We start from the raw sequence: 15294 nt of genomic DNA on the forward strand, positions 1-15294 counted from the left end.
AAATATTATAGCTTCAAAAATACAAAAAATTACGCAACTGAGGCGAAAAAATATAAAGCGCAAAATTTAATATCACTTATATTTTCAAACCTTGATAGTCTATACTTCTTTGTAATTTACAGATGTAAAAGAAACTTAATCTGATAGAAGGAGTTCCTTAAATAGAATAAACAATCTTATATGATACTTGCAATTACAGGTCCCACTTCCGGTATAGGTGCTGTCACCTTTCGTAAACTTACCCCACATTTTGAAAAAGTTTTGCTATTGGCCAGAAATCCCGATAAAGCCAAAGAAATGATTTCAGGTTTACCCATGGAACAGCAAGCGAAGGCTGAATATGTGCATGTCGACTTGGCATCCATGGACTCAATTATACAGAGCATCAAAACTATCCAAAGCAAAGTGAGTCATATTGATGTGTTGATCAATAATGCAGGGGGTATTTTTCACGAAAAATCGGTCACAGAAGATGGCTTTGAGCTCACCCTCTCGGCAAATCATCTTGGACACTTTCTACTCACCAATAAGCTGATGCCTTGGTTGCTTAAGTCTCCAAATCCGAAAGTCATCAATGTCAGTTCAGAAGCTCATAAAGCTGCAAAAGTCAATTTTGATGACTTGAGCTATCATAAAAGTAAATACAGTGCTTTTACTGCCTACGCAAATGTAAAACTCTTTAATATCTTGTTTTCAAAGTCTTTGGCAGAAAAATATGAAGCTCAGGGCTTACAGGCTTTTTCACTGCATCCAGGAGTTGTCAAAACAAACTTTGCAAGTGAAGCCGGCGGTATTTTCAAGCTCCTGTGGATATTTGCAAAGCCTTTCATGATCACAGCAGAACAAGGTGCACAGACGAGTATTTTCTTGGGTAAAAATGAAATCTCCGCTGCCCAAAATGGCTCCTATTTCAAAAACTCAAAACCCGCCAAGACCTCCTCATCTGCCAATTCCAAAAGTATGCGTGAAAAGCTTTGGTATAATAGTGAAAGACTGCTTGAGAAATGGCTCTGATGCTTAAAAGATTCAGAAATCAATCGAAAATAAAAGCGAGAACTTTTTTCATGCCAGCTGATTGATCGGTTTTGATCTTGTTATCTTTTATGTAAGACTTGACCTGACTATACTTGGATCCCGATATATCTTTTAAGCTGCTGTTATTCCCTTTAAATTCTTCGGACGATAAACCGCTTACTTTGTAAAATCTTGTGTCTGGCCTATATGTTTCATATTGTGGCCCGGTATATCCATCTTTCAAAGTAGTAGGCTTTATGAGATTCTTTTTATGAAGCGCCACATATTTTTCTTTCCCATCTTCATATAGAATCTCAACGATTCTTTCTTTCCCTTCCAAATAGACCATTTTGAAGAGTTTTGGGTTTTCTTCAAAAGTCTCCAACCATTCCCAATTTTTGACCAATAATGGATCATCTTCCATTTCACCGATCTGAATGTAAACTTCGTTTTCTTCAGGGAGTATATTGACTGGTATTTCATCGTAAATTTTCCCGCCTTTCAGGGCAATCTTTGCCTTTGGAGCTTCTTCATAGAGAAAGGGAGTCCCTTTGACTCCATCGCTTTTCGGATTAAACCTAAAGGCTCTTCCCATATCAATGTCATTCTGCTTTAAAGTAGAAATCGACTGCCCTATCAGATCACCTGAAATAAATACTACAAACAACATCCCCACTAGATTTCTCAATACCGCACCTCTCATGATTTCTCTTTTTTTGATTTCGTCTATAATTACAATATAAATCCGCTAAAAATAAATGAAAAGCCTCTTGGATAATATTTTTACTTTTGTGTCATGAAGGAAACAATTTTATCATTGACACCCCAACATTGGAAAGATTACGAGCTGATAGATACCGGGGCATTCGAAAAACTGGAAAGATTTGGCCCATATATCTTGAGCAGACCGGAACCACAAGCCATCTGGGATAAAAGCATGAAGGATGAGGAATGGACTGAAATGGCGCACGCACACTTTTCCAAAGAAAAAAACAATCCTGAAAAAGGACATTGGAACGAATTGAAAAAAATTCCCCACAATTGGCATGTGCTCTATAAAAGCCCGGAAAACTTACAGATGAAGCTGAATCTAGCCATGACTTCATTTAAGCATATCGGTCTTTTTCCAGAACAAGCTGTCAATTGGGATTACATTGCTGATACACTTGGGAAAATACCTGTCAAAAACCCTAAAGTCCTTAACCTTTTTGCATACACAGGTGCAGCTTCGGTAGCCGCCAAAGCATGTGGGGCCGATGTCACTCATCTGGATTCAGTCAAACAAGTCGTCACTTGGTCAAAACATAACATGGAATCATCTGGACTTGACGGAATCCGCTGGATAGTGGATGATGCAATGAAATTCATCAAAAGGGAAGTCAGAAGAGGCAACAAATACCATGGCATCATCTTAGACCCACCTGCTTATGGAAGGGGTCCTGACGGTGAAAAATGGATTCTGGAGGAACAAATCAATGAAATGTTGAAAATCTGTGCGGAACTTTTAGAAGACAAACATCATTTCTTAATCCTGAACATGTACTCTCTCAGCTTCAGCTCTATCATAGCTGCCAACTTGGTCAATTCCAATTTCAAAGAGGTCAACAATGCAGAGCATGGAGAGCTTTATCTCGTTGACCGGTTTGAGAAGAAACTTCCTTTAGGAATTTTCTTTAGGTTTAGGAAAATCTAATTTGTAGGTCAGCTTCACTACAAATTGGAATACAGAAATAAGGTTTGACTCTTAGTTAGGTGCATGAATCATAAGAATTTAGCACCCAACAGAAAGCACTTAAGAATACCAAAGGATCAATTCGGTTGGCATTAATGGAAATCCAGTATTAATCCAATATTGATATCATTCCTTAATTCCAGATAAAATATATCCCCAAACAGCATTTCACCCATAATTTCATGAATAACAGGCAACTATTTCTCAACCACTTGGCACAGACTACTGACTTTCCTTTGTTGATAGAAATAGAAAAAGCTGAAGGAGTCTATATGTATGGCCCTGATGGCAAGACTTATTTGGATTTGATATCAGGTATTGGTGTAAGTAATGTGGGGCACAGGCACCCAAAAGTACTTCAAGCCATACACGAACAACTGGATAAGTACCTGCATCTGATGGTATATGGAGAATATGTTCAAAGTCCACAAACACTGTTGGCGCAGGCCTTGTGCGACACACTTCCGGAGCACTTGAACAATGTCTACTTGGTCAATTCAGGCAGTGAGGCCGTTGAAGGAGCTTTAAAACTCGCAAAGCGCTTTACCAATAGACGCGAAATCATCAGCTGTGTCGATGCCTACCACGGTTCTTCTCATGGAGCCCTATCAGTGGGTGGCAATGAGATTTTCAAAAGAGCCTATAGACCTCTTTTGCCAGGGATGAAAAATGTAGTCTATGGGAGTTTTTATCAGTTGGAAGAAATCACAGAACAAACCGCTGCCGTCATCATTGAAACAATTCAAGGAGAAGCGGGGATTAAAGTAGCCTGTCAGGAATACTTCAAAGCCCTGAGGAAAAAATGTAACGAAACCGGCACTCTTTTAATCCTAGACGAAATCCAAGCGGGATTTGGGCGTACCGGGAAATTTTGGGCATTTGAGCATTTTGGCATCGCCCCAGACATCTTAGTATGCGCAAAAGGTATGGGAGGTGGTATGCCAATAGGGGCATTTATCGCCAACAAAGAGGTAATGGCTGCATTCAAGAACAATCCCCTTCTAGGCCATATCACTACTTTTGGTGGCCATCCTGTATCATCTGCGGCCTCATTGGCCACAATTAAGATTATCCATGAAGAAGGTTTGATGGATACGGTAGAAAGCAAAGCCCAATTGTTTAGAAAGCTCCTGGTTCATCCAAAGATAAAAAACATCCGAAATAAAGGTTTGATGATGGCAGTGGAGTTTGAATCATTTGAGGTACTGAAACCTATCATAGATAGGGCTATAGAAAGCGGCGTCATTACTGACTGGTTTTTATTTTGCGACGATGCGATGAGAATTGCTCCTCCTTTGGTAATAACAGAAGAAGAAATCAGAAAAGCTTGTCAAACCATATTGAAAGCCATTGAGGAGAGCTAATCATAACTGGGGCTTTGGTGGAAATTGATATCTCCAAATCCTCCCAGTTTGGCGGCTGTATCTGCCATTTGATCTTCGATAAATCTAGGTCTTGGGGAAGGAGATACATTTGCCGCACTTTCAAATTGTTGTAAAAAACTTCTGTCAGTACTTAGGTAATTTTCCGTCAGATGGTCAGATGTATTGGCTATTGACCCTATCAGTTGTTTTCCCAGAATCACTACCAACACATTTACCACAGTAAAAATAACAGTGGAATTGTGAGGGAAATCTGAAAATTTGATTTTCTTCGATACATTCAATTTCATCAATTGGGCATGAACGATATATGCCCTGTCCGTTTGCCCTAGGATACCTCCAAATGTTCGGGGAATGCTGGAATTCTCTTTTTTCAGGTAGTTGGTGATGGCTACTAGTGTATTTCTCAACTCTTCATCAGCTCCAGGCATCAGAGCAAGCTCCTCAAGTTTCACCAGGTTTTCTGCCGCAGAAGAATAAAACTTAACCAATTTATCATAAGCAGGCTTGGCAATAAAGTCCATGAAACCTAGGTATTTTTTCACCGATCCATATGAAGAAGCTGTTTGAGAGTGAATGGTATCCTCAAATTTGCCTATTTCCCTCCTTACTTCTCGAAGAACATTACATTCAGGCATTATTCCTTTCGGTTCTGCTGCTTGCCCATTATCTGTGAAATGTGGGTGTAAAACTGCAGCTTCTTGTGGTATTTTTCTTCGAATAGCCATAACCAATTGATTTTTAAAAATTTACACTGATTTAAATTACTGTAATCTGAGAAAAAATCAAAAAATATTTCTAGAAAACTACTCATAATCAAACAAAAAAAATACATTAATGGATATTATCGAAATTTTAAGTTTATGTTTTTTTGTAAATACTTACATAAAATTCTTTAAATCTAGCTGAAGCAAACCGTAAATTCTCTTAAATTGATAGACGAAATCCAAAATCTTAAATATGAAAAAACTAATTTTCTTTCTGGTTATCCTATTTTTTCTTTTTTTCACAGGTTATCAGGTTGTTAAATATCAATTCGGCCCAAAATACTCAGGAGAAATTACACTGACGGGCTTAAATTCAGAAACGGAAGTTTATTTTGATGATTATGGAATACCGCATATCTACGCTGGATCAGCTGAAGATGCCTACCAGACTTTAGGATATGTTCATGCCCAAGACAGACTTTTCCAAATGGAAATGATGCGCAGGGTAGGTACAGGGACACTTGCCGAATTGTTGGGTGAAGACCTGCTGGATGTAGATAAATTTTTTCGGACCTTAGGAATTCCAAAACATGCCCAGTGGAGTGCAGATGAATGGGAGAAAACAGGTCCTTCTGAGATTAAAATTGCCGTCAATGCTTACATTGCAGGAGTCAATACTTTTATAAAAGAAGGCAAGTTACCTTTAGAATACACGCTTCTTGGAAACACACCAAGACCTTATACCATTGAAGACATGCATGGTATTATTGGCTATATGTCATTTACCTTCGCAATGGCCATGAAAACAGATCCTTTGGTCACTAAAGTAGCCAGAGACTTAGGTCCAGATTATTTAAATGTGCTTTCTGTACACACTTTGCCCGAGCACCATGTGATCCCCAACCAAAATAAAAAGAGCGGTAAGGAAGATGGTAAGAATTTAGATAAATCTTCCTTACAAAAGCTTTTGAACAATTTGCCCGTTCCATTGATTGAAGGAAGCAATTCATGGGTAATTGGGCCAAACAGAACAGCCTCCGGAGAAGTATTATTCCTTAATGATACCCATATAGGATTTGCCCAGCCATCAGTATGGTATGAGGCCCATTTAGAATATCCCGATTTCAGTTATTATGGCAATCACCTGGCAGGAATACCATTTGGCCTTGTAGGGCACACCCGTCAGCACAGTATGGGGTTGACGATGTTTGAAAATGATGACCAAGATTTTTTCGAAGAAAAACTAAACCCGGACAACCCCAATGAAACTGTATATGGTAAAGAGTTTAGGCCTATTATATCAAGAATTGAAGAAATTCCTGTCAAAGGACAAGATCCTGTAAGTTTTGAAATCAAGGAATCAGTTCATGGTCCAATCATGAATGAAGTCTTACCCGAAATCGGTAAGGTCACTTCCAACCCAGTAGCTTCATGGTGGGTGTATGTTCTGGAACCGACCAAAGCATTGGAAGCTACTTGGAGAATGTCCAGGAGCAAAGACATTAAAGAATTTGAAGAAGGAGCCAAGCTGATTCATGCCCCTGGTCTAAATGTTATGTATGGAGACAAAGCAGGAAATATAGCTTGGTGGGCAACAGCAAAGTTGCCCATAAGGCCAGAGCATGTTAATTCTAAAATATTTCTGGATGGAAGTAACCCTGAAGATGAACCACAAGGATGGATGCCATTTGAAGAAAACCCCATGAGCATCAATCCACCGGAGGGTTTTGTCGCTACGGCCAACAATCAGCCTGATACGTTGATCAACGGAACCTTTTTCCCAGGCTATTATTATCCGGGAGATCGGTGGAATAGAATTGCACAAACCATCATTTCCAGAACAGATTGGGATCAGAATAATATTAAGGATCTACAACTTGAAGTTGTCAATGAAACCCATTCTTCCTTAGCCACAATTATGGCTGACAATGTGTTTTTAAAGGATTTTGAAAATCACAAAGAAATAATGGCTCTTCTTGCTACTTGGAAAGGAAATCATGACCTAGATAGCAGAGCACCTACCATATATTACAAATGGCTCTACCATACGCTTCACGCTATGATGGCAGATGAATTGGGAGAAGAATGGTTTGACAATTTCCTAGAGACCTTTTTATACATCAGAAGTGTATCCAAACTGATAAAGACTGAAAATTCTCCTTGGTGGAATAATATCAACACTCCTGAGATTGAAAGTAGGTCAAAAATACTTACAGATGCATTTAATAAAACTATGGCTGAGCTCAGTGAGCAGCTTGGTGATGACAAGAAAAAATGGGTATGGGAAAAAGCTGTTGTACTAGAACACCCACATCCACTTGGAGCTAAGCAACCACTCGATAAAATCTTCAATGTCAAAGCACCTGCAGTTCCTGCAAATGAAGAATCCGTGAACAAATTGGCTTTCAAACTTAATCCTGATGGCATTTATCACGTCAAATCGGGTCCAGCAATGCGCATTATTCTTGACTTTGCCAATGTAGAAGCATCGGAATCAATATTACCTACGGGACAAAGTGGCAATTTATTCTCTCCATGGTATTCAGATCAAGCGGAGATGTTTGCTAAAGGTCAATATAGGCCACAATTGATGAATGAAAACCAGATCAAAAGCAACTCCAAAAAGAAAATAGTCTTTAAAAAGGATTAGGTCTTTTAGAAACACTGAAATTTATTAAAAAACAGCTTCGAAGACCTCTGGAATTCAAGGAGTGTGTAAAAATCGTTATGACTTCTAGACTTTATAACATCAATTATTTCGGTGATTATAGAATTTTATGATTATCCGCAATCATGCCATTCATCAATTAAACAAAGGTTTCTTTGAGCAAACTGAAACTCATTGATATTTGTGGATATTGAACCAAAGTTACCACTAATACCACAATTTGAGTTTAGGGGTATCAAGCCGATAATCATACAGAATTTTTAAAAAATTCTAAATATAAATTCCAAAAAGAAACCTTAAGGATGATTTCAAGCTTATTATTTTGAAAACAAACAAAAAGATGTCCGATAAAAAATACCCCATAGAAAAACAAGAAGAAGACTGGAGACAAGAGTTGGATCCTGATAGTTACCATGTTTTAAGAGAAAAGGGGACAGAAAGGCCATTTACTGGTAAGTACTATCTCAACAAGGATACAGGGATTTATGAATGTAAGGCCTGTAACAATGAAATTTTCCATTCCTCCAGCAAATACGACAGTGGTTGCGGCTGGCCGTCATTCACCAAACCGGTTCATCCAGATGCTATTGAAGTCAAAATGGACTACTCACATTTCATGATTCGAGAAGAAATACTCTGTGCCAAGTGTGGCAGCCATCTAGGGCATCGCTTCCCTGACGGTCCTAAAGATCAGGGAGGTATCCGTTATTGTATCAATTCGGTGAGTTTGGATTTTAAGGAGAAATAAAGTTTAGCGGGTGATTTCACCTATGAAAATTGTGTAATTGGACTTTTGAGTTAATGGTTAATTGTGGACTTGCTGCCATAGGAAGGATTGATTAACTGTTGGCTGGTCCATATCGGCGTCTTAGCATGAAATAAATTGCCATCAACCACAAAATAGTTTTAACTCTAGGCATTCTTTTTTAATTTTCCTTCATTCAAGCACCAAAGAAAACTTTTAAAACATATGTCTTATCTAAAAAACATCACCTCTCCTACCCTTTTGTTGAATGAGCAAATTTGCCGTAAAAACATTGAATCCATGGCTGCAAAAGCTCACAGACAGGGAAAAGAGCTCGTACCGCATTTCAAAACTGCACAATCTCATAAGGTAGGCGAATGGACAAAAGAATATGGCATCAGACAGATCACAGTTTCTTCCATAAAAATGGCCGAATATTTTTGCAATAATGGGTGGGAAAATATACACATCGCATTCCCTTTTAATCCATTGGAAGTACATAAGTTGAATGCCTTGGCAGCTTCTCAAAGCATTTCTGTGCAATTAATCAACGAAGCTGTCACCGAAACGCTTGCCACAAACCTAAGCTCCACAGTCGGCTTTTTTATAGAAATCGATGCAGGATACGGACGTACTGGGGTAGAGGTGAGTGATTTTGGTTTGATAGAATCAATTCTAAGAATTGCCAATAAATCAGATAAACTCCAGTTCAAAGGCTTTTATATTCATCCCGGCCATACTTATTACACCGAAGACAAACATAAAATCTACGATGAGAGCATCTCAGCTCTTAGCATGCTCAAAACCAAATACAGTACCGAATATCCTAACCTTAAAACCAGAGTTGGCGATACTCCAGGTTGTGCCGCAGTCGATGATTTTGGCGATGTAGATCAGATTGGACCTGGAAATTTTGTGTTCTATGACATGATGCAAGTCAATCTGGGTTCCTGTAAAATAGATGAAGTGGCAGTGGCATTAGCAGTTCCTGTGGTAGACATCAAAAAAGACAAAAAAGAAATCCTTATCCATGGCGGAGGAGTTCACCTCGCCAAAGATGTTTTACTGGAGCCTGATGGTAGTAAAAATTTCGGAGAAATCGTTTTTCTTGATGAAAATGGTTGGGTCATTCCTTTACAGAGATCCTATGTCAAAAGCATATCCCAAGAGCATGGTTTGATCAAGGCTTCTGATGAGTTATTGTCAAAAGTAAAAGTGGGTGACCTTTTGGGAATTCTTCCCATACACAGCTGTATGACTGCCGATTGTATGAAAAGATACATGTCCTTGGATGGTAATTGGGTGGATCACACAGAAAGTGGAACATCCAACCTTTATGACAAAATTTGACCTACACCTTGTAAAACCTTCATGCTTCAAATAGCCTTCATATAGTCTTCCAAACTTTTGGAAAGGGAAAAATGGTCCAATGCAAATTCCCGGATCATCTCAGGGTCTTGTTTGGGTATATTGCTCAACCAAGCCTGAAGGTTTTCTTCTTCCCCTTTTTCCCAAAAAAAGGCAAAAGGTTGATCTTTCAATATTTGATCTGTATCCCCTATTCCTGATGATACAATTACAGGCAGACCCATCATAAGGTATTCTCCTGTTTTTATTGGAGCCAATCCAGATATACTAGGGGCTGGTTTTCTCAAGCTCAAACCCAAATCCGCCGCACTTAGATAAGCCGGAATTTCTTTGAAAGGCACCTGCTTTTGAATAACAGCCTCTTTAAAACTATCAGGGTATGAAGTCAAATCAAGTTTTCTGCTCCGTGATAACACCAAAAGTTTACTCTCTTGCTCTTTTTCCCAAAAGGAATAAAAAAGCTGTAACATATCCTCCACTCTATATTGAGGCCCAATTGTGCCGGTATAAACCCATAAAAGTTTGTTTTCTTTGATAGCTAGTTCTTTCCTCAGTAAAACCCGTACATGACTGTCCCTCCAAAAAATCTGACTATCTCTTCCATTACATACCACATGGATTTTATCTTTCTGAGAGCCAATAAGCCTTTCGGAATGAGCAGTTTTTGCCATTTGAGACCTTACTAAAATCCTATCGGCTCTTTCTAGCATCTTACCTTCCTCGCCATACAATAAACGATAGGATAAACTACTCTTTTTCATTCCAACAAAATCTACCCGCTCCTGCAAAGGAAATCCGTCAGCATCAAATACAACTTTGACTCCGTTTTTTCTCAACCAATCCCATAACCGATTGACCATGGTGGCTGGCATCGTACTCCTTGGCATAAGAATTTCAATGTGGTGTTCCTCCACATAGTTTTTAATCCAAAAGACTCCTTTATATACAGCTTCCAATGCTCCCAAACTTTCAAAAGGTTTCCTTTTGACAGGATGGTGAATGTATTCAATTCCTAATTCCTTAGCCAAGCTTTTGATTCGCTTGACTTCGGATGCTGAAGCCCAAGAAAACTGCATGACATGGGCCTCTATGAACTGTCTTTGTTGAAGCCCATGAAGGATGGGGAAAAATAGTGACTCAAGGTAATTGGACTCAGTGGAGTCCCAAGAAATAAACAATAGCTTTTTCATCCGCTTTGTGGTTGCCTGTTTTTCTCGTAAGCCTCCCACATAGAAAGGGACTGCATCCCCACACTATCTTGGAGTTCCTTGAAGAACATAAGAATTTCCTCCAGCACCGCTAAATTTTGTTCTGGCATAGTTCCAAAATTATGTGGATGCCACCAAAGGTGATAAGCCATTTTTTCCCTTGCCGCTTCTTCCATCTCCTTTTTGATTCTATCAACTCTCATTCGATTGAAAATTGAGTTCTTTTGAAAAGGACGTAACAGCCTGGAGGCTGGCAATTGCAAAAAACCTTTTTTGAATTTGATGTCAAGGTCGTAGTATGATTTTTTACCTAATGGGATCAAGGTATCTCCTGTTCGAAAAATCTTTTTGAAAAGATTGGCTTTTTCTGGACTGCTCCAAAACCAATCAGGTGGATTTGTTCTGAATACCTGAAACCCCAATTCCATGGCTGTTGCCAAAGATGAAGGGTTGTATTGGTTGCGGGGAAAGACCAAGCTCTTAAGCTCCTTCCCAAACTTTTCTTTGATTATCCTTTGAGCGCTCGTTAAATCCGCCTTGAATGCTGCTTGGGTAGCTCCTTTTTCCCCTGTATAAAAATGAGAAAAAGTATGCGATCCCAATTCCTGATGCGGAGCTTGCATTATTAAGTTTACCAATTCCGGTGCAAAAAGCGCAGATGGGTCATGATTTTTTTCATTGGCAAACCAATGGAATGCAGAGTATACCTGCTTATTGTAATTGGGTAATACATCAGGTTGATATGATTGCCATTCCTCTACATTTTCTGCCATTAGACTTCCTACAGTGGCCCAAGTAGCATGAATGCCATATTTCTGAAAAAGATCAAGTATTCTTGGAATGGCTTTTCGGGTTTGATAATAATAATCCCCAACCCCTTGGATAGGATACTTATCGTACCTGCCCCAATGAAGCTCAAAGTCAAGAGAAATAATCAGGTACCCCACAAATTCCTTATTTGGTGAAATGCTTTGCAAGTATAAGTTTTAGTACTGAAAAAACTGTATTTATTGCCCATAAATATAGGAAAATCATCGCTACAGATTTATACCTAAGGATAATCCCGAAATTGTTTAATACTTGACTACCCAAAATACTCAAAAGAATCAGAAAAAGCATTCCGTAAACCAAAATGTATTTATTATCCCAGAATTTTTCCTTTAAGCTCAATACGACCGCTGTAACAAATAATAAACACCCAAGAATATTCTCAACTCCTGCCATAAAAAGCCAAATCCCATCCCCTTCCCATGGAAAAGGACGGAAGTAAAAGGTAAATAAAGCAAGTGAAAAAGAGTATTTCTCCATTGGGATGTAAGAATTAGCTTGATAGCCGCCGAGAAATTGCATCTGAAAATCGAGATAGGTCTGTAAGCTATTCCAGCTCAGGTCAGGAAGGTGCGCCGCAAGAAGAGTCTGCCGCAGGGCAAGGACTAAAATTCCTAAAAGTATGGTAATCGCCCCATACGTGTACTTTCGAGCGTAAGGGCTATGCATCAACCCCCAAAAACATAAAATGAAAATTAAAAACGAAGCATAAATGGGACGTATCAAAAACATCCCAACAATACTCAGGCACATGATAGCCAAACTTTTCTTATCAAAACTCATATGCACAAAAAAGAGAACCAGACATATCCAAATCAGGCTTTCTTTACCTACCCCTGCTGTCCAAAAATGCATATTAGGTAACAAAAAGATGGTCTTCAATGCCAATATAGGGATGTCAGGAAATTGCTTGACTACATAGCTATATAGTTTTAGCCAAGCAAACGCTGTCAACATACCATAAATTAAATTTCCTGCCCAAAAAGGCAATTGGAAAATTTTGGAAGGTATGTAATTGAGCCATTGGATAAAAAAAGTACTTAACCCAAAGTATTCAATCCAAGTTTCGGCACCTTGAGAACTATCCGCCTGTAATGTCCAATACCCCAAAGCGTCTCCCCCATAGTTGACGATATATCCAAAAAAAATCAAGGTAAAAACCAAGTGGTAAGCAAAAAGGGCGTGACGGAAGCTCAAATTCATTGAAATTAAACATTCGTTGAATAAATGAAATTAAACTTAAAACATTTTTGGAACAATGCCTCTTCCTGAACTGTCTATCACCTCATCGAGCTCATAGTCTTTCCCTTTTCCCCACCGTAATAATTCTTCAGTTGTGTATATTTCTGTGGTGTCCAGATCTTTGACTCTAAAATTCTCACCACTAAGCCTTGCCAAAATTTCAAGCCTTCGGACTTCACCATTGTTTTGAAAATCATACACCCTACCTACCCTCAGGTTGTCCAATGCTATTGCCATCTGTTAGTTTAATTTTTCTATTCGTTTAATCGGTCCAGGACAGAATTGCTGATGACAGGCCAAGCAGTTTGAGACCAAAGCTTTATAACCATCCAACAGCGCCTCACCTTCTGCGTTTTCAAGTAGTTCCAATTGTTCTAAGTAGGCTTTACCCATGTGTTCATAGGTCTGATTCTGAACCTCTGGTTTGGTTGGCTCGGCGGTGAGTAGTGATTTGTGTTTTTCTAAATAAGACGCTATTTCCTCTTTATTGTCAATGGCCATTTTAATGGATTCCATGTCCTCATACATTTCTCTCATCAACAAGGCCAAGGGTGCACTTTCATTAGGGTACTGCACGGCTACTACGTTTTTATCTTCTGATGCTTGTCTACATGAGAATAACATGACCAAGATCAATGTCGCAAAACAATAAAATTTATGCATCTTCCTTGATGATCACTCCTACCGCTTCAAAGGCATATTCCTTTTTGGATGCTGTGATAGACTCTATTTCTTCTTTGGACTTTCCTGCATCTTCTGCATAATGCCTCAATGTCTCCACATCTGTGATTTTCTTACTGGCAATACCTTCTATGATGACCGGATACCCCTGTGAATTTTTTGGAACAAAAAATCCATAATCTTTGAAGGTAACCCTCATTGTCTCTCCATTTGGGAGGTCCAAAGTCATCCAGCAACCTTTATGTGCACAAACCTCCCTGATTTCGCCCATCACTTTACCATGAAATTCCTCTTTTTCTTCCAACTCATTAATCAGTGTCGTCAGTGGAGTGATTTCAGATTCATTGATTACTGCACCAAAAACCCCTACAGGTGTATCAGTAATGATTTCTTCATGTGCAGTTTCTGTATCGCTGGTTTTATTTGACTCACATGCCAAAAAGCCAAAGCTCAAAGTCAAAAGTATAAGAAAAGAGTTTTTCATAATTTTTTTTTCTTCAAAACTAAATACAGTTTGTCTAATTATCAACAAATGAACAAAATGACTACTTAAGTTTGTCCGCGAATACTGCCTTGAATTTCTCATATTTAGGACGGATGACTACCTGGCAATAAGGCTGCATTCCATTGTCCTTGTAATAATTTTGGTGGTAATCTTCAGCAACGTAGAAGTTGCTAAAAGGCGTAATTTCTGTAACAATAGGCTTTCCGAATGCTTTGGAGGCATCTAATTTTTCCTTCAAAATTGTAGCCTGTTCTTTTTGTGATTCGGAATGAAAAAAGACTGCTGACCTATACTGCGGTCCGACATCGGCACCTTGTCTGTTGAGGGTCGTAGGATCATGAGTGGACCAGAATACTTCCAAAATATCTTGAAAACTGATCACCTCAGGATCATAAAAGAACTGAATGACTTCAGCATGACCTGTAGTACCGGATGTCACCTGTCGGTAGGCAGGACTGTCGATATGACCTCCGCTATAACCTGACTTTACTTCAGTCACACCTTTGAGGTCTTGATAGATTGCTTCTATGCACCAAAAGCAACCTGAACCTAAAGTTGCTACTTCCATGCCTTCGGGCACATTAACCTGTGTTTTGGGGATATCTTGCATTTTCTTTTGATTATGATTTGAAGTCTGTCCATTTGCCAAAGCGGCGCAAAAGAAGATGGACAATAAAATGGTTAGGGCCTTCATGTTGTTGTTTTTCTTTTAAGAACAAACAATCCATCAAAGAGTTTCCACCACCTTAGAAATCCTTACTGGACCTTTAGGGCTTTGGTTTGGATCAATTGGGTCTCCTTTTTGGGATACCAAGATCAAACCTGAGCGGTACATTTCCATCATTTCAGATTGAACATCAACCATAAAGTGTTGCCATGCATTGGGATACAACCAACGGACAACTTCTGAAGGACAAAAAGAACTCCCTTTTCTCATCCTGATCATCTCGAAAATGGCCAGTCTGAGAATATTAGGCTCGATGTAGTTTCTTGGGAAGGACATGTCATTTATTTTGAATATCCAGTTAAAATTCTCTATCACTTGTAAAAAAAGACAAAACTTTTCTCTGTAATTCGGCTACAAACCACCATACAACAAGGCCAACTTATCAGTTTCTTGATTTAACCCCAATGGATATAAACTTTGACTCCTATTTTCTCAAATCTTAAAATAATTTCAAAACGTGGTTATCTGTTTGGGCGAATCAAGAAGA

16 protein-coding genes are annotated in these 15294 nt (G+C 38.9%); 6 read left to right on the forward strand and 10 right to left on the reverse strand.

The window, feature by feature from the left end; translation table 11 throughout:
- Positions 1 to 180: 180 nt before the first annotated feature.
- The gene (locus CLW00_RS03155; protein WP_106132157.1) at positions 181 to 1014 is read left to right on the forward strand and encodes an SDR family NAD(P)-dependent oxidoreductase; all 834 of its coding nucleotides are present in this window, start codon (positions 181 to 183) and stop codon (positions 1012 to 1014) included.
- 19 nt (positions 1015 to 1033) lie between these two features.
- On the opposite strand, the gene CLW00_RS03160 is transcribed toward CLW00_RS03155, so the two are convergent.
- Positions 1034 to 1717 carry a hypothetical protein gene (locus tag CLW00_RS03160; RefSeq protein ID WP_106132158.1) on the reverse strand — a complete coding sequence of 228 codons (684 nt, stop codon included), beginning with the start codon at positions 1715 to 1717 and terminating at the stop codon, positions 1034 to 1036.
- A gap of 93 nt (positions 1718 to 1810) precedes the next feature.
- On the opposite strand from CLW00_RS03160, the gene CLW00_RS03165 reads away from it, so the two are divergent.
- Both CLW00_RS03165 and CLW00_RS03170 read left to right on the forward strand, forming a co-directional pair.
- The gene (locus CLW00_RS03165; RefSeq protein WP_106132159.1) at positions 1811 to 2707 is read left to right on the forward strand and encodes a class I SAM-dependent methyltransferase; all 897 of its coding nucleotides are present in this window, start codon (positions 1811 to 1813) and stop codon (positions 2705 to 2707) included.
- 221 nt (positions 2708 to 2928) lie between these two features.
- Positions 2929 to 4110 (forward strand): aspartate aminotransferase family protein, encoded by a 1182-nt coding sequence (locus CLW00_RS03170; RefSeq protein ID WP_106132160.1) that lies wholly within the window; start codon positions 2929 to 2931, stop codon positions 4108 to 4110.
- On the opposite strand, the gene CLW00_RS03175 is transcribed toward CLW00_RS03170, so the two are convergent.
- The gene (locus CLW00_RS03175) at positions 4107 to 4856 is read right to left on the reverse strand and encodes a hypothetical protein (RefSeq protein ID WP_106132161.1); all 750 of its coding nucleotides are present in this window, start codon (positions 4854 to 4856) and stop codon (positions 4107 to 4109) included. The two genes, CLW00_RS03170 and CLW00_RS03175, sit on opposite strands and share 4 nt — an antisense overlap.
- Positions 4857 to 5088: 232 nt before the next feature.
- On the opposite strand from CLW00_RS03175, the gene CLW00_RS03180 reads away from it, so the two are divergent.
- The 3 genes from CLW00_RS03180 (at position 5089) to CLW00_RS03190 (ending at position 9598) form a co-directional block, all read left to right on the forward strand.
- Positions 5089 to 7485 carry a penicillin acylase family protein gene (locus CLW00_RS03180; protein ID WP_106132162.1) on the forward strand — a complete coding sequence of 799 codons (2397 nt, stop codon included), beginning with the start codon at positions 5089 to 5091 and terminating at the stop codon, positions 7483 to 7485.
- Between the two features lie 358 nt (positions 7486 to 7843).
- On the forward strand, positions 7844 to 8251 hold the full coding sequence (msrB, locus tag CLW00_RS03185) for a peptide-methionine (R)-S-oxide reductase MsrB (protein ID WP_106132163.1): 408 nt from the start codon (positions 7844 to 7846) through the stop codon (positions 8249 to 8251).
- A 222-nt stretch (positions 8252 to 8473) separates the two neighbouring features.
- Positions 8474 to 9598, forward strand: coding sequence for an alanine racemase (locus tag CLW00_RS03190; RefSeq protein ID WP_106132164.1), 1125 nt, complete (start codon positions 8474 to 8476; stop codon positions 9596 to 9598).
- A 26-nt stretch (positions 9599 to 9624) separates the two neighbouring features.
- On the opposite strand, the gene CLW00_RS03195 is transcribed toward CLW00_RS03190, so the two are convergent.
- From CLW00_RS03195 to CLW00_RS03230, 8 genes are all read right to left on the reverse strand, one after another.
- A complete protein-coding gene (locus CLW00_RS03195; protein WP_106132165.1) occupies positions 9625 to 10806 on the reverse strand; it encodes a glycosyltransferase family protein in 1182 nt (393 codons plus the stop codon).
- On the reverse strand, positions 10803 to 11801 hold the full coding sequence (locus tag CLW00_RS03200; protein WP_245917152.1) for a polysaccharide deacetylase family protein: 999 nt from the start codon (positions 11799 to 11801) through the stop codon (positions 10803 to 10805). The genes CLW00_RS03195 and CLW00_RS03200 overlap by 4 nt, the downstream gene beginning before the upstream one ends.
- Positions 11779 to 12855, reverse strand: a complete 1077-nt coding sequence (locus CLW00_RS03205) for a hypothetical protein (RefSeq protein WP_106132166.1) — start codon at positions 12853 to 12855, stop codon at positions 11779 to 11781. Before CLW00_RS03205 ends, CLW00_RS03200 begins: the two co-directional genes overlap by 23 nt.
- 36 nt (positions 12856 to 12891) lie before the next feature.
- Complete coding sequence (locus CLW00_RS03210; RefSeq protein WP_106132167.1) at positions 12892 to 13131, reverse strand: hypothetical protein; 240 nt, start codon at positions 13129 to 13131, stop codon at positions 12892 to 12894.
- Between the two features lie 3 nt (positions 13132 to 13134).
- Positions 13135 to 13557, reverse strand: a complete 423-nt coding sequence (locus CLW00_RS03215; protein ID WP_106132168.1) for a hypothetical protein — start codon at positions 13555 to 13557, stop codon at positions 13135 to 13137.
- Entirely contained in the window at positions 13550 to 14059 is a 510-nt protein-coding gene (locus CLW00_RS03220) for a DUF4920 domain-containing protein (RefSeq protein ID WP_106132238.1), read from the reverse strand. Before CLW00_RS03220 ends, CLW00_RS03215 begins: the two co-directional genes overlap by 8 nt.
- Before the next feature lie 61 nt (positions 14060 to 14120).
- Positions 14121 to 14774, reverse strand: a complete 654-nt coding sequence (gene msrA / locus CLW00_RS03225) for a peptide-methionine (S)-S-oxide reductase MsrA (protein WP_106132169.1) — start codon at positions 14772 to 14774, stop codon at positions 14121 to 14123.
- Positions 14775 to 14807: 33 nt separating this feature from the next.
- Positions 14808 to 15083: a DUF3253 domain-containing protein gene (locus tag CLW00_RS03230; protein WP_245917153.1), complete on the reverse strand. Its 276-nt coding sequence runs from the start codon at positions 15081 to 15083 to the stop codon at positions 14808 to 14810.
- Between the last annotated feature and the right edge of the window lie 211 nt (positions 15084 to 15294).

Source organism: Mongoliibacter ruber (assembly GCF_003003005.1).
GTDB classification, from domain to species: domain Bacteria; phylum Bacteroidota; class Bacteroidia; order Cytophagales; family Cyclobacteriaceae; genus Mongoliibacter; species Mongoliibacter ruber.